We start from the raw sequence: 25,990 nt of genomic DNA, 5'->3' as shown, positions 1-25,990 counted from the left end.
GTGCGGTTTCAGCGGATGGTGTCGCTCAGTACTTCCTCGTAGCGGTACTCGGTGGGGATGGTCTCGCCGGCCGCGTGCGCCTGCTCCTCGCGATGGCGCAGGTCGACGCGGCGGATCTTGCCGGAAATCGTCTTCGGTAGCTCGGTGAACTCCAGCCGGCGGACACGCAGATAAGGCGCCAGGTGATCGCGGGCGTATTCCAGGATGGCGCGGGCGGTTTCACGGTCCGGCTCCCATCCCGCGGCCAGTGCCACGTATGCCTTGGGCACCGCGAGCCGCGTGTCATCCGGCTGCGGCACCACGGCCGCCTCCACCACGGCCGGATGCTCGATGAGCACGCTCTCCAGCTCGAAGGGGGACACCTTGTAGTCGGAGGACTTGAAAACGTCGTCGGTGCGCCCGATATAGGTGATGTATCCGTCCGCGTCTCGCACGGCCACATCGCCGGTATGGTAGTAGCCGCCGTCCATGACCGCGGCATTACGCTCCGGATCGCCGAGATAGCCGGTCATCAGATTGACCGGCGCCGCAGCCAGATCCAGGCAGATCTCGCCCTCCTCGGCGCGCTGCCCGGTGATCGGATCCACCAGCACCACCGGCACGCCCGGTGCGGGCCGCCCCATGGAGCCGGGCTTGAGCGGCTGCCCGGGCGTATTGCCCACCTGCAGGGTGGTTTCCGTCTGGCCGAAGCCGTCGCGGATGACCAGGCCCCACGCCTTCTCGACCTGCGCGATGACATCGGGGTTCAAGGGCTCACCCGCGCCGAGGATTTCGCGCAGTCCGGCCGGACGCTCGCCCAGATCGGCCTGGATCAGCATGCGCCACACCGTGGGCGGCGCGCAGAACGTGTTCACATCGGCCCGGCGCAGCTGCGCCAGCAGGGCCGCGGCGTCGAAACGCGTGTAGTTGTAGACGAATACGGTCGCCTCCGCCAGCCACGGCGCGAAGAAGCAGCTCCAGGCATGCTTGGCCCAGCCGGGCGCGCTGATGGCCAGGTGCACGTCGCCGGGGCGGACACCGATCCAGTACATGGTGCTCAAGTGACCGACCGGGTAGCTGATCTGGGAGTGCTGCACCATCTTCGGCTTGCTGGTGGTGCCCGAGGTGAAGTACACCAGCAGCGGATCGGTCACCTCGGTGACGGCCCGGAACGGCCCGGCCGATTCGACGGACGCCGCTTCGGCGTAGTCGTGCCAGCCGGATACCGGCTCGCCCACCACGACTCGCGTGTAGTCGCCCGGCACTTCGTCGAACTTGCCCGTATCGCCGTGATTGGCGATGACGAAACGCGCTCCGCCGCGCTCGATCCGGTCGCTCAGATCGGCCGGGCCCAGCGCCCCGGTGGTGGGCATGATGACCGCGCCCAGCTTGGCCACCGCCAGCATGGCCTCCCACAGCTCGGCCTGGTTGCCGAGCATGAGCACGACGCGGTCGCCCTTGCCGACGCCCAGCCCGGCCAGCCAGGTGGCCACCCGGTCCGAGCGCTCGGCCATCTCGGCGAAGCTGATCCGCTGTTCGGAGCCGTCCTCCTCGACGATCCACAGCGCGGGCCGGTCGTTGCCGCGGGCGATGTGGTCGAACCAGTCGGTGGCCCAGTTGAATTCGCCGGTCAGCCGTGGCCATTCGAACTCGCGCAGCGCCGCGTCGTAGTCCGTCGACACGGCCAGTAGTGCGTCGCGGGCGGCGCGGTAGGCCTCGGTGTTCGTCATGCGTTCTCCTCGTTCAGGCCGAGCAGTCGCGCGCCGATCTCGCGCATCTCGACCTTGCGGATCTTGCCGGTCACGGTCATCGGGAACTCGTCGACGACGTGTACATAGCGGGGGATCTTGTAGTGGGCGAGCCTGCCGGCGCAGTACTCACGCAGACTCTCGGCGGTCAAAGGCGGTGTACCCGGGCGCATCCGGATCCACGCCATCAATTCCTCGCCGTATTTGACGTCGGGCACGCCGATCACCTGGGCGTCGACGATGTCGGGATGGGTGTAGAGGAATTCCTCGATCTCGCGCGGGTAGATGTTCTCGCCGCCGCGGATGACCATGTCCTTGATGCGGCCGGTGATGGCCACGTAGCCCTCGTCGTCCATGGTGGCCAGGTCACCGGTGTGCATCCAGCGCGCGGCGTCGATGGCCTCGGCGGTCTTCTCCGGTTCGCCCCAGTAGCCGAGCATCACCGAGTAGCCGCGGGTGCACAGTTCGCCGGCCGCGCCGCGCGGCACGGTCACCCCGGTCGCTGGGTCCACGATCTTCACCTCGATGTGCGGCCCGGCCCGGCCGACCGTCGCGGTGCGCTGCACCAGCGAATCGTCGCCGCGGGTCTGGGTGGAGACCGGGCTGGTTTCCGTCATGCCGTAGCAGATGCTCACCTCGCGCATGCCCATGCGCTCGATGACCTGCTTCATCACCTCCACCGGGCACGGCGATCCGGCCATGATGCCGGTGCGCAGCGAGGACAGGTCGTAGGTGTCGAACGCCGGATCGGCCAGTTCGGCGATGAACATGGTCGGCACCCCGTACAGGGAGGTGCAGCGTTCGGCCGCTACGGCTTCCAGGGTGGCGCGCGGGTCGAAGGCCGGGGCCGGGATGATCATGGCCGCGCCGTGCGTGGTGGCGGCCAGATTGCCCATGACCATGCCGAAGCAGTGGTAGAAGGGCACCGGAATGCAGATCCGGTCCTGCTCGGTGTAGCCGCACAGCTCGCCCACGAAATAGCCGTTGTTGAGGATATTGTGGTGGCTGAGGGTCGCGCCCTTGGGGAAACCCGTTGTGCCGGACGTGTATTGGATATTGATCGGATCGTCGGTGGACAGCGCCGACTGCGCCGCGGCCAGCAGATCCGGATTCGAGGCCCGGCCGCTGGTGCTCAGGCTCCGCCATTCGAGGCTGTCCAGCAGCACCACCTGCTCGAGCTCCGGGCACTCCGGGCGCACCTCGGTGATCATGGCAGCGTAGTCGGAGGTCTTGAACGACGGTGCCGCGACCAGCATCCGAATTCCGGCCTGGCGCAGCACGTAGCGCAGTTCGTGTGCCCGATACGCCGGATTGATATTGACCAGGATCGCGCCGACCTTGGCGGTGGCGTACTGGATCAGCGTCCACTGCGGGCAGTTCGGCGCCCAGATGCCCACCCGGTCGCCCTTGCCGATGCCGGCTGCCAGCAGGCCCAGCGCCAGGGCGTCGACCTCGGCGTTGAATTCGCGGTAGGTCCAGCGGATACCGGTGGTGTAGTCGATGAGGGCCTCGCGGTCCGGATACGCGGCCGCGGTCCGTTCCAGGTTGGCGCCGATGGTCTCGCCCAGCAGGGGAGCGTCCCAGACTCCGAAGGTGTAGCTCGTGCTCTCGCTCACACCAGTAGGATCTACGTCACACTCACCCTGAACTACCCCCGAAAGGGGCTGACCGATGACCTCGGCCACGGACGGGCTCCTGCGCCCCAGCGACGGTGACGCTCTGCGTGCTGAGCTGCGCACTCTCGCCTCTGCCAGCAAGCTTCCGGTCGTCTTCGGCGGCGAGGTGCACGCGGGCATGCTGGTGCTCAGCGAGTTCGTCGGCACCCGCACCAACGGCATGCGCGGCCTCGCCGTCGCACCCAGCTCCGGGCTGGGCGGCTCGGCGGTGGTGACGGGCAAGCCGCGCTCGGTGTCCGACTATCGCTCGGCCTCGACCATCACCCACCACTACGACGCCCCGGTGCTCGGTGAGGGCCTGCGCGCGGTGGTGGCCGTGCCGGTGGTGGTGAGCGGCGAGGCGCGGGCGGTGCTGTACGTGGCCAATCGGGACTCGGGGGTGATCGGCGACCGCATCGCCGACGAGATGGTGCAGGCCGGGCGCCGGCTCGCGACGGAACTGGCCATTCGCGACGAAGTGGATCGGCGGCTGCGCCTGTCCTTCGCGCGGGAGTCCACGACGAGCGGTATTGCCTTCGTCGCCGAAGCCAATACCGTTGTCACCGAACAACTCCGGGATCTGCACGCGGAACTGCGCGGCATCACCCAGGTGGTCTCGGAGGCCTCGGCCCGCCGGCGCCTGCGCGAGGTGACCGAGAAGCTCGCCCGCCTGGTGTCCGGCGTCGCGGCCCCGGACGACGCGGTGAGCCTCGCGCCCCGGGAACTGGACGTCCTCGCCCACGTCGCGCTGGGCTGCACGAATCTGGAAGCGGCGCAGCGACTTTCGGTGCGCCCGGAGACGGTCAAGAGCTATCTGCGCAGCGCCATGACCAAACTCGGCGCGCACAACCGCCACGAGGCGGTCGTGCGCGCACGCCGCCTCGGGCTCCTTCCGTAACCGAATGTCCGAGGCAGCGGCCCGCGGCCGGACTCAGTCCGACACGAGGTGGCGGATCGATTCACCGCCCTTGGCGTGATGCAGCCGCCCGAACTTGCTGTCGAGCAGGTGAGCCATGCTGTCGGCGGCTCCGGTGTAGGCGTCCTCGGCGGTGGCCGCGCGGTGGGTGGTCGCCACCGGTGGCTGGCCCTTGGGCCGCGCCTCGAGGCTGCACTTCTTGTCCTCGGAACCACCCTTGTGCCCGTTCACATCCGTGATGTGGGCCTCGACCCGGGTGAGGTGATCAGCGAATCGATCCAGAATCGAAGCGATGGTGTCCGTCGCTTCCTGCGCGATCGCGCCGCCGCCGATGTTCTTGTCGGCGAAGACCTGGATTTGCATGGCATCTCCAATCTCTCGGGTAGCAAGCCCCGGAATAACCGAGGGCTTGCTGACACCTCCGACCATACCCACTCCGACTGAGAGTGGCATGTGGAATAGATCGCGTAGCGGCGTACGGCTTTTCGTGATCCGCGCTCAGCGGGTGGCCAGATCCAGCACGGTGAGGGCGAGGTCCGTGGCGGCCTCCGGGTGGCCGAGGGCGCGGGCGGCGGCCGACACGGCGGCGCGGGTCCCGGCATCGGTCAGGAGTTCGGTGAGAGCCGTGCGGAGGTTCGCGACGGTGGCATCGTCGCCGACGAGGGCGCGAGCGGCGTTGTGGTCGGCCAGGATTCGGGCATTGCGGATCTGCTCGCCGCCGACCGAATGCGGGTACGGAATCAGCACCGAGGGCTTGCCCAGCGTGGTGAGCTCGGCGAGAGTCCCTGCGCCGGAACGGGATACGACCACGTCGGTGAGCGCCAGCACATCGGGGAGCTCGGGGCCGATGAACTCCCGCACCAGGTATCGGCCGCGCACCTCCACCGGGAGGGTGGCGGCGTGGTCGCGAACCTGCGCGAAGGAGAGCCGTCCGCACTGGTGAATCACATTGGCGGAGTGGAGGAGTTCGGGCAGCAGCTGCCCGATCAGCTCGTTGATCTGCACCGCGCCCTGCGCGCCGCCGGTGATGTAGACCGTCGGCAGGCCGGGGGTGTAGCCCTCCCAGTCGAGCGCCTTGACCGCCGCGGCCGGATCGCCGGTCGTGAGGGTGGGGCGAATCGGGTTGCCGGTGACCACCGCCCGGTCCCGGGCGCGCGCGGGCAGCATGGCGATCGACGCCTCGGAGCTGAGCGCGATGCGGTCGGCCATCCGGGCCAGCAGCAGGTTGGCCTTGCCGACGCCGGTGGTCTGCTCGTGGATCACCAGCGGCCGCCGGCGCAGCGCGGCGGCCATGCCGATCGGGGCGCACACGTAGCCGCCGGTGCACAGCACCGCGTCCGGGCGGAACCGGCGCACCACGCCCTGGGCGGTGAGGACGCTGACCGGCACGCGCAGGGCATCCCGCGCATTGTCCTTGTTGAGCATCTTGAGCGGATTGCGGTCGCGGCGCAGCTTGCCGGCCTTGATGCCGGCGAAGTCGATGTCGTTCTCCGCCGCGACCCGCTGCTCCAGGCTGTCGGGCACGCCCACCCACAGCACCTCGGCCGCGGCCCCGGTCTCGGCCGCCAGATCCCGCAGCGCCCGCACGGCCGCCACCGCCGGATAGGTGTGGCCACCCGTGCCGCCACCGGCGACGATCACGCGCACCCGGCCACGGTCGCCCAGTCGCTGCAGGATCGGGGCGCGGTCGGCGGCGGGATTCGGCATGGACGATCCTCCTGGTGCGGGTGGCGGGTGCGGGTGGCGCAGCGCCCAGGCTATCTCGGGCGGGCGCGGGCCGGCCGGTTCGGGAGGTACCGGTCGGTCGGAGAAGATTGCGAGGTGTTGGCGAGACGGCGACGGGCCTCTACCATGATTGTGACGCTGATCACGTTGTCGCAGTGAGAGTTCTGACGCGGTTCCTTCGACATATCGCAAACAGCAGCGCAATACCGGCGCCCCCAGGCGACCGGAGCGCACAACCTCCAGCGAGAGGGCCCTGAATTGAAGCCCTTCACCCTGCCCGATTTCTATACCCCGCATCCCGCCCGGCTCAATCCCCATCACGGGTACGCCCGCGCGCACTCCAGTGCGTGGGCGCTGCGCATGGGCATGCTCGGCGAGCTCGGAGTCGACGGCAAACCCATCTGGGACACCGAGAGATTGGACCGTATGGACTACGCGCTGCTGTGCGCGTACACCCATCCCGACTGCGACGCCGAGGCTTTGGCACTGCTCACCGAGTGGTACATCTGGGTCTTCTATTTCGACGACTGGTTCCTGGCCGAGTACAAGTACACCGGCAACCGGGCCGCGGCCACCCGCTATCTCGCGCGCCTGGAACTGTTCATGGCCGAACCAGGCTGTCCCGCACCGGAACCCGAGACGCCGTCGGAGGCCGGACTGGCCGACTGCTGGGCCCGGACCGTGCCGGCCATGTCCCCGGGCTGGCGGCAGCGCATGCGCCGCTCCACCCACAACCTCATGGTCGAATCCCTCTGGGAACTGGACAATATCGCCCGCGACCGGGTGGCCAATCCGGTCGAGTACATCGAGATGCGCCGCCGGGTGGGCGGCGCCCCCTGGTCCGCCAATCTGGTGGAGTTCGCCTGCGGCGCCGAGGTGCCCGGCCGTTTCGCCGCCGAGCGGCCGCTGCGGGTGCTGTGCGAAACCTTCTCCGACGCAGTGCATCTGCGCAACGACCTGTTCTCCTACGAGCGCGAGGTCCGGGTCGAGGGCGAGAACGCCAATATGGTGCTGGTGCTGGAACGGTTCCTGGGTCTGCCCACGCAGGCGGCCGCGGAGCTGACCAACGACATGCTGACCTCGCGGCTGAAGCAGTTCGAGGACACCGCGTCGGTCGAGGTGCCGCAGCTGTTCGTGGAACGCGCGGCCACCCCTGCCGAACAGCTGGCCGTTGCGCGGTACACCGGGGGCCTGCAGGACTGGCAGTCCGGCGGGCACGAGTGGCATCTGCGGTCGAGCCGCTATATGAACAGCGGCGTCGACCGTGGTCCGACCGGGCTGGGCAGCGCGGCCGCCCGGCTCGTGCCGGGGTTGCGAATCCAGCTCCAGCAGCACCGTCCGCCGCCGCGAACATCCGGACCGCTGCCGGTGCGCGGGCTGGTGATGCCGTATCCGGTGTCGATGAATCCGCAGGTGGCGCTGGCTCGCGCCGACGGGCCGAGGTGGGCCGCGGCCGTCGGACTGCTGGATCCGCGGGTCGGCTGGACGGCCGAGACCGTGGCCGCCGCCGATTTCGCGGGGCTGATGGCCATGCTCGATCCCGGTGCTGATGCGGCCGCGCTGCTGCTGCGCACCCGCTGGTGCACCTGGGGCACCTACGCCGACGACCTGGCCACCCGGGTGTTCCGGCGGGAGTCGGTATCTGGACGAGATCAGTTGCGGCGCTTGCCAATTCAGCTCTCCGGCAGCCCGCCCGCACCGCTCACCGCCCTCGAATACGGCTTGGCCGCGCTGTGGCGCGATACCGCGGCCGGCTGTGACGAGGCGGGGCGGCAGCGCCTGCGGGCAGCCCTGATCGAGCTGTTCGAAGGCTGGGAGTGTGTGCTGGAGAACGAGATTCGGCATCGGCTGCCCGATCCCGTCGACTATCTCGAGCAGCGACGCCTGACCTCGGGTGGGCCGCTGTTCTGCGCACTCGATGCCCTGTATTCGCCAGAAATTGCCGCCGACCCAAGGATTTCGGAGATATCGGACTCCAGTATTGTTCGGCAGCTGCAGAATTCGGCCCACGACTACGCGGCCCTCGTCAACGATCTCTATTCGTATCAGAAGGAGATCGAATACGATGAGGAGATCTACAATCTCGTGTATCTCACCCAGTCCTTCCTGGGCTGTTCCCGAGAGTATGCGGCCGATATCGTCGTCGATCTCGCCAATGAACGGTTGACGCAGTTCGAACTCGTCGCGCGCGAACGGCTGCCCGAATTCTTCGCCGACCACGAGCTGCCCGGCGAGGTGCGTGCGGCGCTGCTCGGCCATGTCGACCGGCTGCGTGATCACATGGCCGGAAATCTGCACTGGCACACCAGCACCGGCCGCTATTCCGAGCAGACCCTGCGGGCCTCCCGCCCCGGGCCGGTCATCACCGGTCCGGTCGGCCCCTTCGTCAGTGTGCTCGCCGATCGGGCGGGCCGCCGCTGACCCGCTGCGCCGCGGCCGCCCGGCGCTGTGGCGGCCACGGACCGGTTCGGCCGCCGAGGATCTGCTGGCGCCGGCCGGTTGTGCCGGGCGGCGATAAATCGAATTCGGACAAATGAATTCGACCGGACGGTTCATATTGCGCGGCAATATCTTTTCGTGATGCAACCGTCAAGCGCGCTTAACCCGTAGGTGGCGCACATAGCGGACCGCTTGCGCTGGTGATGCTGGTTTCCCTGCGCGCTGGTTCGCGCGATGCCGTGGGACTTAGGTAATCGATTCACCGGAATCCATTGCTCTAAAACTGCTGGGCTGTCACGATATCCCACACGCGGTGGATGAGTTCGGTGCGATTCGCCGTTGAATTGTCAACCAGACGTGCAACTTTCACATTCGGATGCTTCCGGGCTGCGATACGCCTCATTTCGCCGTGCCTATTTCCCAGGAGTTCGAGCATGACTACGGGAGCTGTCGCCGCACCCCGGCGACCGCTGGCGCTGGGCCGCGAATCCGCCAGGGAATTGGTTCAGGAATTGGCGCAGGCCGCGGTCACCACGCGCACCTGCACCGGGCTGGCCGATCTCCGGGTGGTGGCCATGATGGCCGCGGTCGACGGCGACATGCTCCCGCCGCGACCGCCGCAGCCCATGCTGCGCGGCGGTCACGAACCCTCACCCCGAGGAAACCAGAGAGGACGCAATGAACATATCGAGCAATGCAGGTGCCCCCGGCAGTATGACCGACCGGGTGTCGACGCTGGTGAAGGTGCTGCGCTCGGAGGTGCCCGAATGCATCGCCGCGGGCGCCATCGACATGGCCACCGGGATGCTGCTGGCGGTGGAGACCGTCGACAACCATCCCCAGGAGGTCCTCGATCTGCTGGCCGCGGCCACCCTGGAGCTGTTCCAGGGCCGCAATGTGGTGATGATCGAGAACATTTGGAAGGAGCGGCGCGGAATCCGGTTGGAGCGCCACTACTTCCAGGAGATCCTGGTCAACAGCGACAACCTCACCCACCTGTTCGTGCGTGCCGAGAGCCGCGAGGACGTGGTCGTGGTGGTGGTGTGCCGCAAGTCGGTCAATGTGGGCATGCTGTTCGCCCAGACCCGGCGGGTGCTCGAGGATGTCGGCAGGCTCTGACCGTGTGCGCGGCGGGTTGCCGGATCAGGGAATGCGGCCCACCGCGCCCAGCATGGCCACCGCTTCGGGACGCGGATGCGGCCGGTACTCCTCGGGCCGCCAGAGGGTGACCGCGGTGATGCCCGGCGGGGTCAGGGTGAATCCGTCGAAGAACTTGGCGAATTCGGCGCTGGAACGCAATTGGAACGGCACGCCGCTGCGGGCATTGGCCTCGGCGGAGCGGGCCAGGTCGTACTCGTCGAGGTAGTCGTTGGTGGCGTGCGACATGACCAGGTAGCTGCCGGGGGCCAGGGCGTCGGTGAGTTGGCGGACGAGGTCGTAGGGCCGTAGCTCGTCGGTCATGAAGTGCGCGACCGCGACCACCATGAGCGCGACCGGCTTGCTCAGGTCGATGGTGGCCAGCAGGTCGGGATGGGTCAGGATGTGCTGCGGGTCACGGAGGTCGGCGTCCAGATACGCGGTCCGGCCCTCGGGGGAGCTGTTGAGCAGATCGCGGGCGTGCACCAGCACGATGGGGTCGTTGTCGACGTAGACGATGCGGGACTCGGGGGCGATGCCCTGCGCGATCTCGTGCACGTTCCCGGCGGTGGGCAGGCCGGTGCCGATGTCGAGGAACTGGCGGATGCCCGCCTCACCGGTCAGATACGCGACCGCGCGGCGCAGGAAGTTGCGGTTCTCCACCGCGGACAGCTGCACGGTCGGGAAGGCCTCGGCCACCGCGTCGGCGGACTCGCGATCGGCGGGGAAGTTGTCCTTGCCGCCCAGCCAATAGTCGTACCGGCGCGCCGGATGCGGTTTGGTGGTGTCGACGCGGTCTGCCGCTGATTCCGAGTTCAAAACGCTCACAATCCTTTTCGGCTACTGTCTGAATCTGTCAGCTCCAGTTGCGGATCGGTAGCGACTCTGTACCTTCGGAAACCGGCAGAGCCGTGCGCCCGCCCCCGCAGCATCGCCGGAAGGTTCGTCATGCAGTTGCGCTACAGCCCGTTCGATTTCGATGTCCATGCCGATCCGTACCCTTACTATGCCAGGTTGCGCAGCGAGGCCCCGGTCTACCGGAACGACACCGACGACTTCTGGGCCTTCTCGCGCCACGCCGACGTGCTCGCCACACTCCGCGATTCGGACCGTTTCTCGAGCGTGAACGGCCTGCGCATGGAACCGGCCTTCTGGGGACCGCAGGCCGAACGGTTCTTCTCCTTCGTCGCCATGGACCCGCCCAAGCACACCCGGCTGCGCGGCCTGGTCACGCGCGCGTTCACCGCGCACCGGGTGCAGTCGCTGCAGCCGCGGCTGCGCGAGATCGCGATCGGCCTGCTGGAACCGCTGCTGGAACGCGGCAGCTTCGACCTCATGGCCGAATTCGCCGGGCCCTTCCCGACCGAGGTGATCTCCGAGCTGGTCGGCGTGCCCGAGAACGACCGGGAGATGCTGCGCAAGCTCGGCATGGAGATCATGTACACCGAGGAGGAGTCCACCGATCTGCGGCCGGAGGCCATGCAGGCCATCGGCGCGCTGGTGGGCTACTACACCGAGCTCACCATCGAGCGCAGCAAGTCCCGGCAGGAGGATCTGCTCTCGGGTCTGCTCGATGCCTCCGACGGCGATGACCGGCTCACCCCCGAGGAGATCGTCGGCGTCCTGATCCTGCTGGTCGGGGCCGGCATCGAGACCAGCATGCTCACCTTCGGCAATGCCTGGCATGCCGCCTGGCTGCACCCCGACCAGCGCCGGCAGGCCCTCGACGGCCGCATCGACGATTGGATCGCCGAGGCCATGCGCTGGGACCCGGCCACCCAGACCCAGCTGCGCACCACCACCGAACCGGTCGAACTGCACGGCGTGTCGATTCCCGCCGACGCCCGCATCCTGCTGCTCACCGGGGCCGCCAACCGCGACCCGGAGGTCTTCGCCGATCCGGACACCTTCGACCTGGACCGCGACACCGCCGCCTCCCTGGTCTTCGGCAGCGGCCGCCACCACTGCCTCGGCTCCAACCTGGCGCTGCTGGAACTGCGCACGGCGCTGCAGGAAATCGCCTCGCGGGTAACCGATTTCGAAGTCGACCCGGCGGGGCTGCAGCGCATCCACGCCTCCAACAACCGCGGCTTCGCGAGCCTGCCGACCACGGTCACGCTGCGCTGAGCCCTACACCTCCGTGCGGTGCCGCCGCCGGTCCGGTTCAGCGCAACGAGCCGGGCAGGCGGTCGGTCACCAGGCGGGTGTGTGGGCGCAGGGTCAGGCACACCGAGAGCCAGCACGCGCCGATGAGCCAGCCGGCCAGGACGTCGGTGGGCCAGTGCACGCCCAGGTAGAGGCGGGACAGGCCGACCGCCACAGCGAACAGGACGGCGAGGGTGATCACCAGGATGCGGGTGATCCGGCGGGCCAGAACCGGCAGGAGGACCGCGACCAGGATGCCGGCCGCGACGGTCGAACCGAGGGCATGCCCGGACGGGTAGGAGTGATTGGTCTCGGTGACCAGATGGTCGATCACCGGGGGCCGATCGCGGGCGATGAGCAGTTTGCCGAAGAAGACCAGCGCCCCCGCGCCGGCCGCCGCGACGGCGATGAGCACCGCCTGGTCCCAGTACTTCCGCCATGCCAGCAGCACGCACGCCAGGATCGCGTAGATCGCCACCGAGGTGGTGTCCCCGGCCGCACTGACCGCCTTCGCGAGGCTGGTCCAGGTCGCGGTGCGCTGGTCGATGAACCACTGCAACCAGGGGGAATCCGGTCCGGCCGGGCCGTTGTACCAGACCACCACACAGGTCAGGACGAGAATCACGGCAGCCAGCGCCAGCGCGACCAACGTGCCGGTGAGGGTGCGGCCGGGGAATCCGGCGGGCCGTTTCGTGGTGGACGCTTCCTTCTGGGCAGGGGGTGAGGACAGCATGCCACCGAGGTTGCCATGGCATCGCTGAGAGAACGTTGAGAGCCCGGCCGGGGCCGGGCCGCCCCGCGGCCGCATCGTCGGGCATGCTGGTGCCCGTGCGGGTGCTGGTGGTCGAGGACGAGGAGCGGCTGGCGCGGACGGTGCAGCGCGGGCTCGAACTGGAGGGGTTCGTGGTGCAGCTCGCCCACACCGGGACCGACGGGCTGTGGGCGGCGGTCGAGGACAGCTTCGATGTGATCGTGCTGGACATCATGCTGCCGGGGCTGAGCGGCTACGAGGTGCTGCGCCGGCTGCGCGCCCGGGACGTGACCACGCCGGTGCTCATGCTGACCGCCAAGGACGGCGACTACGAGCAGGCCGACGCACTGGATCTCGGCGCGGACGACTACCTGACCAAGCCCTTCTCCTTCGTGGTGCTCATCGCCCGGCTGCGCGCGCTGCTGCGCCGGCGCGCACCGCAGCAGCCGGTGCTGCTGACGGCGGGCGATCTCGTGCTGGACCCGGCGCGGCGCACGGTGCGGCGCGGCGAGACCGCGCTGACGCTGACCCCGCGCGAATTCGGGCTGCTGGAATTCCTGTTGCGGCACAAGGGATTGGCGCTGACCAAGATCGAGATTCTGCGCAACGTGTGGGACGCCCACTACGACGGTCCGGAGAACGTGGTCGAGGTGTACGTCGGCTACCTGCGCAAGAAGATCGATGCGCCGTTCGGCAGCACCAGCATCGAGACGCTACGGGGCGTCGGCTACCGCATGGTCGACCCCGACTGGTCCGGCGACGGGCAGGTCGATGACGAATCGGGCTCCGCCCCACGGTGATTCGCCGATTCTGACCGAACCGCCGTGCGCGGCCACGATTTCCGCGACGATGGCCAGGCCGAGCCCGGAGCCACCGGTGGCGCGGGCGCGGTCGGCCTCCAGCCGCACGAAGCGGCCGAAGACGCGCTCGCGGTCGGCGGCGGGGATGCCGGGACCGTCGTCGTCCACCAGTACCCGGGCGGTGTCGCCGTCGCGCTGGACCGTCACCGCCACCGTGCTGCGGGCGTGCGCGGCGGCATTGTCGACGATATTGCGCAGTGCCCGAGCCAGTTTCGGTTGATCGCCCCGGATCCGCACCGCTTCGATCGCCGTCCGGACCGTGCGGCCGCCCCGCGCCCGCAGGGCTGCGGCCTGCTCGCCGGCCAGATCGTCGAGATCCACATCGCCGGTGCGCATGTCGAGCCCGCTCTCGTCGGCGGCGGCCAGGGTCAGCAGATCCTCGATGAGATGCCGCATACGCTCGGTCTCGGGCAGCAGTGTGCCGCCGATCAATTCGGCGTCCAGCACCTCGGGCCGGTCCCGGGCGAGCTCGAGGGCGGCGGTGACCGCGGCGAGCGGGCTGCGCAGTTCGTGTGAGGCGTCGCCGACGAAGCGCCGCTGGGCCGCGTGCCCGGCCTCGATGCGGGCGAGCATGTCGTTCATCGTCTCGGCCAGCCGGGCGATCTCGTCGCGCGCCACCGGCACCGGCACCCGCTCCGAGAGTCCGGCCGCGCCGATGCCCGCCACCCGGCTGCGGATCTCCTCGACCGATCGCAGTGACCGCCCCACCAGCAGGTAGGTGGCCAGCGCGGCCGCCGCGACCACCAGGGGCCCGCCCACCGCGACCAGGACCGCGACCCGTTTCACCGCGTGCTCGGCCGATTCACTGTCGCCGGCTACCAGCACGAGGTACCGGCCGTCCGGTGCGGACAGCGTGTGGGCCGACACCCGCAGGTCCTCGTCGTACGCGGAGACCGGCCGGCGCCCGGTCTCTCTCGCGCCCACGGTCCCCGGGTCCAGCAGCGGCGCCGACAGCTTCGCGTTCGACTCCCGCGCGATCCGCCCCTGCGGGTCGATGACCTGCACCACTCCGATCTGCCCGATCGCTTCGAACAGCGAATTCGGCAGCTCGGCCACCGAATTCCGGGTCAGCTCACTGGCGATGGTCTCGGCCCGCGTGCCGGCCGCCGTATCGATCTCCCGCAGCAGCGACCGATTCAGCAGCCCGAGCATGGCGCCCGCCGCCAGCAGCAGCACCGCGCCCACGGTCAGCGCGGCCGCGATGGCCGACCGAATCCGCAACCCCCAGTGCGAGGGCCGCAACCATTCCCGGATCCGATTCACGTCCCCCATCATGGGTCACCCGCGCGCCGGGTCGTCCAACAGGCCGCGGTTGACCAGGCCGAGCACCTGATCGACTGCGAAATCGATGTCGGCGCGGGTGGTGGGCAGTGACCCGTCCAGCAGCAGGGCGGCCAGACCGTGGACCGCCGACCAGGCGGCGATATCCGCACCGGGCCGCAGCTTCGGGTCGAGGAGTCCGGCGGCCTGCGTCTCGTCGAGGACCTGGCCGAGGATGCGGTGCGGGTCGTCGGCCGGTTCGTCGGCGGCATCGGATGCGGCGGGCGAGTGTGCGCCGAAGGCGGTGCGGAACAGGCCGGTGTGAGTGAGCGCGAAATCGATGTAGGCCGTGCCCACCGCGTGCAGGCGGCCGCGCGGATCGTCGGTACGGGCGATGCGCCGGCGCATCTCGGCCGCGAGTGCGGCGCGAGCGCGGCGGGATACCTCGGCGAGCAGGGCCTCACGATCGGCGAAGTGCCGGTAGGCGGCCGAATGCGACACCCCGGCGGTGCGGGCGACCTCGCGCAGGACCACTCGGTCGGGTCCGCCGTCGTCGGCCAGTGCGAGCCCGGCGTCGACGAGGGCCGCCCGCAGGGCGCCGTGGTGATAGGTGGTGCGGCGGTCGGGGGCAGCTGGACTCATAACGCCAGGATTGCACATTCGGCCGAGATGTTGACGACGGTCACATGAGCTCGCATACTCGTAGATGTGACCAATGGAAACATTCTGTCTGCCACCCGGCCTTCGAATGAAAGTGCTGATATGAACGACATTTCCATCGATACCCCGTACGCCTCCGGCAACTCCCGGACGGATATCGAAAAGGCCCTGCTCGCGGCCGGGCACGACCTCGACCGGCTACGGCTCGCCGACCTGGCGCTGGTCGAGGACTTCCACACCATGGGCCGGATCGCCACGGGTGCGCTGGCGGAACTGGCCGGTCTCACCCCGGCGTCGCGGGTGCTCGATGCCGGCAGCGGAATCGGCGGCACCGCACGGTATGTCGCGGAAGCCTACGGATGCCGGGTCACCGCGGTGGATCTGACCGAGGACTACTGCGAGACGTCGCGCTGGCTCAATCGCCTGGTCGGACTGGACGATCGGATCTCCGTGCGGCAGGGCGACGTCACCGCGCTGCCCTTCGCCGACGGCGACTTCGACGTGGTGTTCAGCCAGCACGTGCAGATGAACATCGCCGATAAGGACGCACTGTATCGGGAAGCGCGGCGGCTGCTGAATCCCGATGGCCTGCTGGCGATCTGGGACATCACCACCGCTTCCGGCGCCCGCCCCGACTTCCCCGTCCCGTGGGCCGACCGCTCCGAGCAGAGCCACCTGGTGACCCCGGACGACCTGCGCGCCACCCTGGAGCGCTCCGGTTTCGCCCTCGACCACTGGGACGACCTCACCGACCAGGCGGGCACGATCATGCGGGCCGTGCTGGCCGCCCCGCCGAATCCCGTTGGGCTGCAGGCCTTCGTCCCGAACTTCCCCGTGAAGATCGAGAACCTGACCCGGGCGCTCACCGACGGCCGGCTGCGTGCCGTTCGCGCCGTCGCGCGCGCTCTGCCGTAGCGCGGGCCGGATCGGGGGAGCTCCGAGTGCGGGTTTGCGCGGTTGGCCGCAGCCGGAGCTCCCCGATTATGAAAGTTACCGGGGGACCGGGATTCCCGCAGACCAGACGCCGCGGATCTGCGTTGTAGCCGTGATGTCGGCGAGCGGATCGGCGTCGAGCAGAACCAGGTCGGCGCGCAGACCCGGGGCGATGGCGCCGCGATCGGTCAGGCCGAAGTGCTCGGCGGGCAGGGCGGTTGCCGCATCGAGGGCCTCGACGGGGGACAGTCCGGCGCTGACGAGCAACTCCAGCTCGTGGTGCAGGCTCGCGCCGAAGGCCGGGTTCATGGGCACGCCGGGGGAGGAATTGGCGTCGGTGCCCGCCAGGATCGGGACGCCCGCGGCGCGCAGCGCACCGACATTGGTCAGGGCGTCGGCGAAGGCTCCGGGGACGCCGTGGGCGGCGGACATGCCCTCCATCATGGTCAGGGTCGGGACGACGACCTTGCCCTCGGCGGCCAGGCGGGCGATCACCGCCTGCGGCAGCGCGACACCCACGGGGATGTGGGTGATGATGTCGACGCCGGCATCGAGGGCCATGGTGTACGCGGCCGGGTTGGTGGCGTGAGCGATGACCATCAGATCGCGGGCATGGGCTTCGGCCACAACGGCTTTGGCCGCGGCCGCGTCGGGGCCGCCGTCGCCGGGGGCCTCCAGCACCAGCTTGATGTAGTCGGAGCCGGTGGAATGACGCTGGGAGACAGCGGATTCGGCCTGGTCGGCGCTGCGGATGATGGCGGGTTCGCCGAGGAACCTGCCGTGCATGCCCTCGGGGCCGACGATGGCCATGCCCGCGCTGCGAATATCGCTGGTGCCGACGGTGTTCCGGAGCTCGGCCACCACCTCGGCGAGGCTGGCCATATCGAGCGCGGTGGTGACCCCGTGCGCGGCGAGCAGCCCGGGAGTCTGCGCATCGTGGATGTGGACGTGGGCGTCGATGAAGCCGGGCAGCAGGATCGCGCCGCCGGCGTCGAGGCGTTCGGCGCCGGTGTCGTCGGTGCCGATGCGGTCGCCGTCGATGACGATCGTGGTGGGTTCGGTGAGCGCGCGGCCGTCGAAGACGCGGACATTGTCGAGCGCCGTCCGGCTCGCTGAGCGTGAAGAGGTCACCGAACCAGCTTCCTCCCCTTTGCCCCGGGCGACGCCGCGATTCGGGTCAGCGCCGGCGGGGCAGCAGGCGGCGGGAGACGTGCTCGGTCACGGCGTCCGAGATCGGCGGGACCGTCGGCGTGGGCCGGGTCGGCGGCGGCGGGGCCGAGCGGGCGTCCGCGGAGATGCGGATCAGCAGCGCCAGGATGATGTAGTTGGCCAGCAGCGACGAACCGCCGTAGGACATGAACGGGGTGGTGAGACCCGTCAGCGGAATCAGTTTGGTGACACCGCCGACCACCACGAACAGCTGCCACCCGATCGAGAACGCCAGCCCGCCGCCGAGCAGCTTGCCGAAGGCGTCGCGGGTGGTGAGGGCGGCGCTGAAACCGCGGACGCACAGGATGAGGAACAGCGCCAGCACGGCGGCCAGGCCGATCAGCCCGAGCTCCTCGCCGATGGTGGAGATGATGAAGTCGGTACCGGCGAACGGCACGTCCTGCGGCCGCCCGCTGCCCAGCCCGGTCCCGGCCAGCCCGCCGGTGCCCATGCCGAACAGGCCCTGCGAGATCTGATATCCGGTCGTGTAGTAGGTGGCGAACGGGTCCCGCCACACCTCGACGCGGACCCGCACGTGCCCATACAGCTGGTAGGCGATGACCGCGCCGACCGAGAACATGGCCAGGCCGATGAGCAGCCACGAGGCCCGCCCGGTGGCGATGTACATCATGGCCAGCACGGTGCCGAAGACCAGCAGCGAGAAGCCGAGGTTCTTCTCGTACACCAGCACCAGCACCGCGATGAAGGTGACCAGCAGCAGCGGGGCCAGATCCCGCAGGCGCGGGAAGGTCATGCCCAGGAAGCGTTTTCCGGCGGTGGTGAACAGGTCCCGGTTGGCGACCAGGAAGGCGGCCACGAAGATGATCAGCAGCACCTTGGCGAACTCACCGGGCTGAATCGAGAACCCGCTGATCAGGATCCAGCTCTTGCCGCCGTTGACCTCGCTGAAGCGGGAGGGCAGCAGGGCCGGGACGAGCAGCGCGATCACCCCGGCCAGGCCGAAGGTGTAGCCGTAGCGGGCCGGTTTGGTGTGGTCGGGCACGAAGACCAGCACCAGCACGAACAGCAGCATGCCCAGGCCGGTCCAGATCAGCTGATGCGCCGAGTCCGAGGACGGAATCGGTTCGCCGGCGTTCTTGGCCTTCACCACCTCGGCGCGGTCCAGCCTGTCGATGAGCACCAGCCCGATGCCGTTGAGCAGCACCACGCACGGCAGCAGCACCGGGTCGGCGGCGGGCGCCCAGCGGCGCACGGCCAGATGGGTGACCAGCACGAAGACCGTGAAAACGGCGAGCGCGCGGACACTCTGGCCGTCGAAGCCATTGCCGGTGGCCGAGGTCATGGCCAGGTAGGCGAAGGCGATCAGGGCCAGCGCGGCCACGCAGAGTAGCAACTCGGCATTGCGCGGAACTCGCCCTCTCGACCTTGCCGGGGGAGGGCTGTGCCGAAATGCGCTCACACCGAACAGTATCGCGTGCGGTAGCGGATGAGGAGCCAAAGCAGTAGTGCTTCGGCTATGGCGGTGAAAACGGTGAGGAATTGGCTGAAGTAACTGGCCAGTACATTCACCACGGTCAGCGACAGAATGCCAGCGGCCATCAGATACAGCCGCGTGATCACCACGGTGAGTCCGAAACAGACCGCCATGATGGTCACCAGCCGGCCGGAGCCGGGCCGCCACCGCATTCTCGCCACACGTTCGCCGAACACGGTGTCCACCGTGGCACATGACCGGCGGCCGCGTCATCGCACCGAATCGGGTGGTCATCGCACCGAATCGGGTTCCGGGAGCGTCAGCCGGATCAGTAGGGGTGGGCGGTGGCGGAGAAGCGAGGGGAGAGCTGGTCCGCGAGGGCGCGGGGGAAGGACTGGTGGGCGGGGTCGCCGTCGGAGGTGTAGCGGGCGGTGGGGTTCGCCGCGAACCAGTCGAGCCAGTAGGTGGAGTCGAAGGGAACCGTGGTGCGGCCGGAGCGGATTCGGGGGAGGCCGGTCGGGTCGAGGGCGCCGGCGAACGGGGAAGGGGCGGGGTCGGCGCCGACGAGGAGGACCGCGTCGAAGGTGTACGGGGTGCCGTCCCAGGTGCCGGAGGTGGCGAGGGCGTGGTCGGCGGGGTAGACGCCCAGGGGCAGGGCCATGGAGTGGACGACCGTGCCGGGCGCGGCGGTCGCGATGGCGCGGACGTTCTGGACCAGTTCGCGCTGAACGTCGGTGGGGGACAGATGCGCCAGGTTGGGATGGGTGGCGGTGTGGGCGCCGATGTCGTAGCCGTGGCGGACCAGCCAGGCCAGGGCGCGGGGGTCGTCGCCGAACGGCTCGTTGTTGACGTAGAAGGTGGCGGTAGCGGCGAAATCCGGGTGGCGGGAATGGAATTGCTCGAGCAGGCCGACCGCGCAGTCGGGGGTGGGGTCGCCGGAATCGCCGAGGGTGAGCTGGGTTCGGGTGGAGTCGTCGAAGGTGAGAACCACCGGGTGGGTGCCCGCGGGTAGGTCGATGGCGCCCGCCAGATACTGGGCGATGGTGATCGGGCGGTAGCCGTCGGTGTAGAGGCGGTCCAGCTCGGCGGTGAATTTCGTTGGCGTCTGGTCGTATTCGCTGCCCGGCTCGGCCTCGATGCGGTGGTACATGAGGATCGGGATCCGACCCAGCTCATTGGCGGCCACCGTGGCCGGATCCGGCGGTCTCGAGGTCGATGGGGGTGCGGTGACGGCCGCGGGACGCGGCACGGTGGCGGTGGTTGCTCCGCAGGCGGTGGCGGTCGCGCACAGCAGCGCCGCCGCGACCATCCGCAGCGTCGTCGACGCCTTCATCGCCGCAACGCTACGCGGCGACAACGGTTTTGAGGTGATCTCGGCGAAAAACGGCCGACGCCTGCGTGCAGGCGCGATAGTGATGCCAACAGCTGTCAGTGGAAGTTGGTGTGTACGTTGCTCATGCGACTCCGGTCGATCCGCCGCAGGCGGTCCACCCTGCTCGCGATCGGCGCGGTCGTGGTCCTGGTGCTCGCCGCGCTGGTGTTCGTCTTCGGCCGCAGCCGCCCCTCGGCCGCCGGCGCCGACACCCGCCCGGCCCGCCTGGAGCTGGCCCCGACGGCCGCCGCGACCTCCTACCGGGATCCGGTGACGGTGCGCGGCACGGCGATCGGCGCGAAGCAGGTGTCGGTGGGCGACCGGTCCGTCCAGCCGGCCAAGGACGGATCCTTCGAGATCCAGCTACCGCACGCACCGCTCGACACCACCGTCGTGGCCACCGGCGCCGCGGGCGACCGTGTCACCGCCCCGCTGAAAGTGGAGGTGGCACTGCCGCGCATCCGGGCCGTCCATGTCACCGCCTACGCCTGGGCCTACGACCCCATGCGCGATGCCGTGCTCGACATGGCGCGCGAGGGCCGCATCGACACCGTCGAACTCGATATCAAGGACGAGGACGGGATGGTCGGCTACGACTCGCAGGTGCCGCTGGCACGCGAATCCGGTGCCGCCACCACGATTTACGACGCGCCGGCCGCGCTGAAGCAACTGCACGACATGGGCATCAAGGTGGTCGGCCGCATCGTCGCCTTCCGTGATCCCACCCTGGCCGGCTGGGCCTGGCACAACGGCCACCCCGACTGGGTGATCCAGAACCCGTCCGGCCAGCCGTACTCCAGCGGCTACGGCGCGATCGCCTTCACCAACTTCGCCAGCCCCGAAATCCGTTCCTACAACCGGGATCTCGCGGTCGAGGCGGCCCGGCTCGGCTTCGACGGCGTCATGTACGACTACATCCGCCGCCCCGACGGCAACCTCGCGGGCATGCAGTTTCCGGGCCTGGCCGAATCGCCGTCGGACTCCATCGCCAACTTCCTGCGCGACTGCCGCGAACCCGTGCACGACGCCGGAGCCTCGCTGAGCGCGGCCGTCTTCGGCATCGCCGCCACCCGCCCCGACGAGATCGCCCAGGACATCCCGTCCATGGCCCGCTATGCCGACTTCCTGGCCCCGATGCTCTACCCGAGCCACTGGCACTCCGGCGAATACGACGTCGCCAATCCGAACGCCCAGCCCTACGACATCATCTTCCGGTCCCTGCAGGACTTCCGCGCCCGCACCGCGGGCACCAACGCCCAGATCATCCCGTGGCTCCAGGATTTCAGCCTCGGCGTGGCCTACGGCGACGCGGAGGTGAAGGCACAGATCGACGCCACCTACGCGGCGGGCTACAACGGCTTCTTCCTCTGGAACCCCGCGGTCAGCTACCACCCCGGCGCTCTCGCGCCCAACTGATCAGCCTCGCAACGCTTCTCGTCGGGTCGGCCCCCGCCGACCGGGTCCGGATCAGGCGGTGGTGGGGCGGTCCGCGAGCCCCAGGCGCAGGTGTTCGCTGTGGTAGATGGCCTCGTCCAGCAGTTGCGCGACGTGGTTGTCGTAGAGGCTGTAGACGATGCTACGGCCGGTCCGGGTGCCCACGACCAGCCCGAGATTGCGCAGCAGGCGTAGCTGATGCGAGACCGCCGACTGCTCCATGCCGATCGACGACGCCAGTTCGGTGACCGCGAGCGGGCCCTGGCGGAGCTCGCTGAGGATCAGCAGCCGGCTGGGGGTGGCCAGCGCTTGCAGGGTGGTCGCGACATGGGTGGCGGCCTCGGTGTCCAGCCGTGCCGTCGGCCGATCGCGGCCCTCGACGCCATGTCCCATAACACAGGAGGGTACCTCGAGGAGCTCTATACACATGAAGACGTCTTCATGTGTTCTGGTATCGTCGCGGCCGTCAGGGGTAGCAATGGAGGTGAGTCGTGGTCGTGGCGACGCCGGTGCAGGCATTCGCGCAGCCGGAAGTGGCGGTCCGCCGGACCCGCCTGTTCGAGCTGGCCGAGATGCGATGGGCCGCAGTGGCCCTCGCACTGTTCCTGCTCGGGCTGGCCGCCCAGCTGGCCGGCGCGCCGAGCTGGCTGTGGTGGGGGCTGTACCTGGCCTGCTACGCCGCGGGCGGCTGGGAGCCGGGCTGGGCCGGGCTCCAGGCGCTGCGCGAGAAGACCCTCGACGTGGACCTGCTCATGGTGGTGGCGGCGCTCGGCGCGGCGGCCATCGGGCAGATCACCGACGGGGCCCTGCTGATCGTCATCTTCGCGACCTCCGGGGCGCTGGAGGCGCTGGCCACCGCGCGGACCGAGGATTCGGTGCGCGGCCTGCTCGACCTCGCGCCCGAGACCGCGACCCGGCTCACCGTCACCGGTGAGGAGACCGTGCGCGCCGCCGACCTGAACATCGGCGATGTGGTCCTGGTCCGCCCCGGCGAGCGAATCGCCGCCGACGCCACCGTGATCGACGGCGGCAGCGAAGTGGATCAGGCCACCATCACCGGCGAACCGCTGCCCGTGGACAAGACCGCCGGCGACGAGGTGTTCGCCGGCACCCTGAACGGCACCGGGGCACTGCGGCTCCGGGTGGATCGCCGTGCCGAGGACTCGGTGGTGGCGCGCATCGCCGTCCTCGTCGAACAGGCCGGGCACACCAAGGCACGCACACAGCTGTTCATCGAGAAGGTGGAGCAGCGGTACTCCCTCGCCATGGTCGCGGTGACCCTGGCGGTGTTCGCGATTCCCCTCGCCCTCGGCGACCCGCTGCAGCGAGCCCTGTTGCGCGCCATGACCTTCATGATCGTGGCCTCCCCGTGCGCGGTGGTGCTGGCCACCATGCCGCCCCTGCTGGCCGCCATCGCCAATGCCGGCCGGCACGGCGTGCTGGTCAAGTCGGCCGTGGTCATGGAGCGGCTGGGCGTGACCACGCGGGTCGCCTTCGACAAGACCGGGACGCTGACCCGGGGCGCCCCGCACGTCGACGAAATCCGCAGTGTCGATCCGGAATTCAGCGAGCCGGAGGTGCTGCGGCTGGCGGCGGCCGCCGAATTCGACAGTGAGCACCCGCTCGCGGCGGCCATCGTGCGTGCGGCCCGCGCCGCGGGGCAGCAGCTGCCGGCCGTCGAAGGATTCGCCGCCGATCCCGGGCGCGGCGTCAGCGCCCGGATCGGGCAGCGCCGGATCGCGGTCGGTTCTCCGGCGGCGCTGCTGCCGAGCTCCGGGCCGGGTGCGCCGGACGCGGACCGGGCCGCCCGCACGGCCGTGGACGCATTGCAGGAGAAGGGATTCACCGCGGTCGTCGTCGCCTGTGACGCGCGTCCGATCGGAGTGCTGGCGATCACCGATCAGCTCCGCCCCGAGGCCGCCACCGCGATCGATCTCACGGCCCGCGTGACGGGGGCCGCCCCGATGCTGCTGACGGGAGACAACAGCCGCGCCGCGCATCGGCTCGCGGCTCGGGTGGGGCTCACCGACGCCCGCGCCGAATTGCTCCCGCACCAGAAGGTCGATGCGGTGCGGGCGCTGCAGTCGGCCGGTGACCGGGTCGCGGTGGTCGGCGACGGCATCAACGACGCACCCGCTCTCGCCGCCGCCGACACCGGAATCGCCATGGGCGGAGCGGGTTCCGACCTGACCCTGCAGACCGCCGATGCCGTGGTCGTGCGCGACGACCTCACCGCTATCCCCGCCGTCATCGCGCTGTCCCGGCGCGCTCGCCGCGTCGTGGTGGCGAATCTGGCGATCGCCGCGACCTTCATTGCGGTCCTGGTGATCTGGGACCTGATCGGTACCCTGCCGTTGCCGCTGGGCGTCGCCGGTCACGAGGGCTCGACCGTGATCGTCGGCCTCAATGGTCTGCGCCTGCTGCGCCGCGCGGCCTGGCAGCGGTCCGCCTCCTACCTGTCCAGCACGTAACTGCCCGGAGCGGCCTCGATCGGCTGGAATCGGGCGTTACCGAGATGCGCCGGTGCGGGCACCAGCTCACCGGAGCGGTCGCCCAGCCATTGCGCGAAATCCGGCCACCACGAACCCTGTTCGGTGGTGGCGGTTCGCTGCCACGCCTCGGGGTCGAGGCGGTTGTCGTCGGAAACGCGATAGCTGGACTTGTGATTGTCCGACGGGTTGACCAGGGCCGCGATGTGGCCATTGGTCGACAGCACGAAACGCACCTTGCCGCCCAGCATCTGGCTGCTGCGGTAGCAGTTGGTCCACGGGCAGAGGTGATCGGCCGAGCCCGCGACCACGTAGGAATCGGCGGTGATCCGCTTCAGGTCGATCTCGGTGCCGAGCACGGTGACGCCGCCGGGCCGGGCGAGCTTGTTGCCCAGCGCGGTGTCGAGGAAGTCGCGATGGAGTTTCGCCGGCATCCGGGTGGTGTCGGCATTCCAGAACAAGATGTCGAAGGCCGGTGGCTTGCGGCCCTGCAGATAGTTGTTGACCCAGTAGTTCCAGACCAGGTCTCGCGGGCGCAGCCACGCGAACACCGCGGCCAGCTGCTTGCCGTCCAGATAGCCCTGTCGCCGCGAGCGGGCGATCGCGGCGGCGGCGGCCTGCTCGTCCACCATCGCGCCGAACGCGTCCTCACGCGCCTGGTCGAACATGGTGACCAGCAGGTTGAGGCTGGCCAGTTGGTCGAAGCCCGCGGTCTCGGCCCGATAGGCCGCCGCCATCGCCGCGAGCAGCCCGCCCGAGCAGGCGGCGAGCACGTGTGCCGTGCTGTGACCGGTGATCTCGTCGACGGCGTCGAACGCCTCGGCGACCGCCTCGACGTAGGCGTCGAAGCCCCACTTGCTGTGCCGCGCATCGGGATTGCGCCAGGACACCACGAACACCTGCTGGCCCTGCCCTACCAGGTACTCGATGAGGCTGCGCCCCGGCGCCAGATCGAGCACGTAGAACTTGTTGATGGTCGGCGGGATGATCAGCAGCGGTACCGCGTGCACGGTTTCGGTCTGCGGCCGGTACTGGATCAGCTCGAACATCGGGGTCCGCAGCACCACCGCGCCCGGGGTGATGCCGAGGTCGGACCCGACGCGGAACGCGGACTGATCGACCATGGACGGGATGAACGGGGCATGGCTGAAGTCACTGATCAGCTGCTGTGCGCCGGTGCGGAGATTGCCGCCGCCGGTGTCGATGATCGCCTTCCAGGCCACCGGGCTGAGCAGCGGATTGTTGCTCGGTGCGAGCGCCTCGACGAGATTCGTGGTGAGGAATTTGATCCGCTCGGCATCCTGCCACTCCAGGGGCAGGTCCTGCACCAGGCCCTCGGCGGCGATCCCGGCGGCCAGATAAGCCTGCACCACGCGGCGCAACAACGGATTTCCCGTCCAGGCGGGATCGGCGAACCGCTTGTCCCGGCTGGACGGGGCGACCGTGGAGGAACCGGCCGCGATGCGGGTCAGCTCCGCGCCCAGGGTTGCCGCCCGGCTCGCGACGCGCCGGGGCCGTTGTGCCATCGCCAGGAGCAGGTTCAGTCCCGAGCGCCCCGGCAGGAACCGGCGGGCGATCCCGGTGGTGGCCTCGGTGAGGATCAGGTCCGGGGGTGCGGAGACATCCAGATCGGTCATGACAGTCCTTCTGGGAGAGACGATTTCACGTTCGATGAGATGGGCGAAGGTCGACGATGACTCGCACCTGTCAATCGTCGGAGAGCCGCGCGGGCAAACCTATGTGCCCGGGAAACATGAAATGCCGCTAACGATGTGGTCGAGCACATTCATCCCGGATGGGGCGATGCGTACTCTGGTGCTCGGATCGTGCTCCGATACCCACG

General features: G+C 69.3%; 22 protein-coding genes. 8 read left to right on the top strand and 14 right to left on the bottom strand.

Annotation, left to right across the window (positions count from 1 at the left end; all coding sequences use genetic code 11):
- Nucleotides 1–8: 8 nt before the first annotated feature.
- Entirely contained in the window at nt 9–1,709 is a 1,701-nt protein-coding gene (locus ACWEQQ_RS19900; protein ID WP_452349215.1) for an AMP-binding protein, read from the bottom strand.
- Nucleotides 1,706–3,343, bottom strand: a complete 1,638-nt coding sequence (locus ACWEQQ_RS19895; RefSeq protein ID WP_452349214.1) for an AMP-binding protein — start codon at nt 3,341–3,343, stop codon at nt 1,706–1,708. Before ACWEQQ_RS19895 ends, ACWEQQ_RS19900 begins: the two co-directional genes overlap by 4 nt.
- Nucleotides 3,344–3,398: 55 nt before the next feature.
- On the opposite strand from ACWEQQ_RS19895, the gene ACWEQQ_RS19890 reads away from it, so the two are divergent.
- Complete coding sequence (locus tag ACWEQQ_RS19890) at nt 3,399–4,280, top strand: response regulator transcription factor (RefSeq protein WP_452339193.1); 882 nt, start codon at nt 3,399–3,401, stop codon at nt 4,278–4,280.
- 33 nt (nt 4,281–4,313) lie between these two features.
- Here ACWEQQ_RS19890 and ACWEQQ_RS19885 read toward each other — a convergent pair whose 3' ends face one another.
- On the bottom strand, nt 4,314–4,661 hold the full coding sequence (locus tag ACWEQQ_RS19885) for a ribosomal subunit interface protein (RefSeq protein ID WP_364608230.1): 348 nt from the start codon (nt 4,659–4,661) through the stop codon (nt 4,314–4,316).
- A 135-nt stretch (nt 4,662–4,796) separates the two neighbouring features.
- Nucleotides 4,797–6,005 (bottom strand): UDP-N-acetylglucosamine--N-acetylmuramyl-(pentapeptide) pyrophosphoryl-undecaprenol N-acetylglucosamine transferase, encoded by a 1,209-nt coding sequence (locus tag ACWEQQ_RS19880; RefSeq protein ID WP_452339194.1) that lies wholly within the window; start codon nt 6,003–6,005, stop codon nt 4,797–4,799.
- Nucleotides 6,006–6,281: 276 nt separating this feature from the next.
- Between ACWEQQ_RS19880 and ACWEQQ_RS19875 the strand changes: the two genes are divergently transcribed.
- Together ACWEQQ_RS19875 and ACWEQQ_RS19870 are read left to right on the top strand one after the other, a co-directional pair.
- A complete protein-coding gene (locus ACWEQQ_RS19875) occupies nt 6,282–8,444 on the top strand; it encodes a terpene synthase family protein (RefSeq protein ID WP_452349213.1) in 2,163 nt (720 codons plus the stop codon).
- Nucleotides 8,445–9,176: 732 nt separating this feature from the next.
- Complete coding sequence (locus ACWEQQ_RS19870) at nt 9,177–9,581, top strand: hypothetical protein (protein ID WP_452339196.1); 405 nt, start codon at nt 9,177–9,179, stop codon at nt 9,579–9,581.
- Between the two features lie 24 nt (nt 9,582–9,605).
- Here the strand turns inward: ACWEQQ_RS19870 and ACWEQQ_RS19865 are convergent, their stop codons facing one another.
- Entirely contained in the window at nt 9,606–10,427 is an 822-nt protein-coding gene (locus ACWEQQ_RS19865; protein WP_452349212.1) for an SAM-dependent methyltransferase, read from the bottom strand.
- Nucleotides 10,428–10,547: 120 nt separating this feature from the next.
- Here ACWEQQ_RS19865 and ACWEQQ_RS19860 point away from each other — a divergent pair, with 120 nt between their 5' ends.
- On the top strand, nt 10,548–11,726 hold the full coding sequence (locus ACWEQQ_RS19860) for a cytochrome P450 (protein ID WP_452349211.1): 1,179 nt from the start codon (nt 10,548–10,550) through the stop codon (nt 11,724–11,726).
- A 37-nt stretch (nt 11,727–11,763) separates the two neighbouring features.
- Here the strand turns inward: ACWEQQ_RS19860 and ACWEQQ_RS19855 are convergent, their stop codons facing one another.
- On the bottom strand, nt 11,764–12,477 hold the full coding sequence (locus ACWEQQ_RS19855; RefSeq protein WP_452349210.1) for a phosphatase PAP2 family protein: 714 nt from the start codon (nt 12,475–12,477) through the stop codon (nt 11,764–11,766).
- Between the two features lie 95 nt (nt 12,478–12,572).
- Between ACWEQQ_RS19855 and ACWEQQ_RS19850 the strand changes: the two genes are divergently transcribed.
- A complete protein-coding gene (locus tag ACWEQQ_RS19850) occupies nt 12,573–13,295 on the top strand; it encodes a response regulator transcription factor (RefSeq protein WP_452349346.1) in 723 nt (240 codons plus the stop codon).
- Here ACWEQQ_RS19850 and ACWEQQ_RS19845 read toward each other — a convergent pair.
- Both ACWEQQ_RS19845 and ACWEQQ_RS19840 read right to left on the bottom strand, forming a co-directional pair.
- Nucleotides 13,209–14,627 carry a sensor histidine kinase gene (locus ACWEQQ_RS19845; protein WP_452349209.1) on the bottom strand — a complete coding sequence of 473 codons (1,419 nt, stop codon included), beginning with the start codon at nt 14,625–14,627 and terminating at the stop codon, nt 13,209–13,211. The genes ACWEQQ_RS19850 and ACWEQQ_RS19845 overlap by 87 nt on opposite strands.
- 6 nt (nt 14,628–14,633) lie before the next feature.
- Nucleotides 14,634–15,257 (bottom strand): TetR/AcrR family transcriptional regulator, encoded by a 624-nt coding sequence (locus ACWEQQ_RS19840; protein ID WP_452349208.1) that lies wholly within the window; start codon nt 15,255–15,257, stop codon nt 14,634–14,636.
- 120 nt (nt 15,258–15,377) lie between these two features.
- Between ACWEQQ_RS19840 and ACWEQQ_RS19835 the strand changes: the two genes are divergently transcribed.
- Nucleotides 15,378–16,190 (top strand): class I SAM-dependent methyltransferase, encoded by an 813-nt coding sequence (locus ACWEQQ_RS19835; RefSeq protein ID WP_452349207.1) that lies wholly within the window; start codon nt 15,378–15,380, stop codon nt 16,188–16,190.
- 75 nt (nt 16,191–16,265) lie between these two features.
- Here the strand turns inward: ACWEQQ_RS19835 and ACWEQQ_RS19830 are convergent, their stop codons facing one another.
- The 4 genes from ACWEQQ_RS19830 to ACWEQQ_RS19815 all read right to left on the bottom strand — a co-directional run bounded on the left by ACWEQQ_RS19830 (nt 16,266) and on the right by ACWEQQ_RS19815 (nt 20,185).
- The gene (locus tag ACWEQQ_RS19830) at nt 16,266–17,339 is read right to left on the bottom strand and encodes an amidohydrolase family protein (protein ID WP_452349206.1); all 1,074 of its coding nucleotides are present in this window, start codon (nt 17,337–17,339) and stop codon (nt 16,266–16,268) included.
- 46 nt (nt 17,340–17,385) lie between these two features.
- A complete protein-coding gene (locus ACWEQQ_RS19825) occupies nt 17,386–18,759 on the bottom strand; it encodes an FtsW/RodA/SpoVE family cell cycle protein (protein WP_452349205.1) in 1,374 nt (457 codons plus the stop codon).
- A 74-nt stretch (nt 18,760–18,833) separates the two neighbouring features.
- Complete coding sequence (locus tag ACWEQQ_RS19820) at nt 18,834–19,097, bottom strand: hypothetical protein (RefSeq protein ID WP_452349204.1); 264 nt, start codon at nt 19,095–19,097, stop codon at nt 18,834–18,836.
- A gap of 83 nt (nt 19,098–19,180) precedes the next feature.
- Nucleotides 19,181–20,185 carry a polysaccharide deacetylase family protein gene (locus ACWEQQ_RS19815; protein WP_452349203.1) on the bottom strand — a complete coding sequence of 335 codons (1,005 nt, stop codon included), beginning with the start codon at nt 20,183–20,185 and terminating at the stop codon, nt 19,181–19,183.
- 123 nt (nt 20,186–20,308) lie between these two features.
- Between ACWEQQ_RS19815 and ACWEQQ_RS19810 the strand changes: the two genes are divergently transcribed.
- A complete protein-coding gene (locus ACWEQQ_RS19810) occupies nt 20,309–21,640 on the top strand; it encodes a putative glycoside hydrolase (RefSeq protein ID WP_452349345.1) in 1,332 nt (443 codons plus the stop codon).
- Nucleotides 21,641–21,691: 51 nt separating this feature from the next.
- Here the strand turns inward: ACWEQQ_RS19810 and ACWEQQ_RS19805 are convergent, their stop codons facing one another.
- Nucleotides 21,692–22,051, bottom strand: coding sequence for an ArsR/SmtB family transcription factor (locus ACWEQQ_RS19805; RefSeq protein WP_452349202.1), 360 nt, complete (start codon nt 22,049–22,051; stop codon nt 21,692–21,694).
- A 104-nt stretch (nt 22,052–22,155) separates the two neighbouring features.
- Here ACWEQQ_RS19805 and ACWEQQ_RS19800 point away from each other — a divergent pair, with 104 nt between their 5' ends.
- Nucleotides 22,156–24,129 (top strand): heavy metal translocating P-type ATPase, encoded by a 1,974-nt coding sequence (locus ACWEQQ_RS19800; RefSeq protein WP_452349344.1) that lies wholly within the window; start codon nt 22,156–22,158, stop codon nt 24,127–24,129.
- Here the strand turns inward: ACWEQQ_RS19800 and ACWEQQ_RS19795 are convergent.
- On the bottom strand, nt 24,111–25,784 hold the full coding sequence (locus tag ACWEQQ_RS19795) for a PHA/PHB synthase family protein (protein ID WP_452349201.1): 1,674 nt from the start codon (nt 25,782–25,784) through the stop codon (nt 24,111–24,113). The two genes, ACWEQQ_RS19800 and ACWEQQ_RS19795, sit on opposite strands and share 19 nt — an antisense overlap.
- Between the last annotated feature and the right edge of the window lie 206 nt (nt 25,785–25,990).

Source organism: Nocardia sp. NPDC004123 (assembly GCF_053603795.1).
The sequence above is the reverse complement of the archived record's forward strand: the minus strand, read 5'-3'. Positions and strand labels throughout refer to the sequence as shown.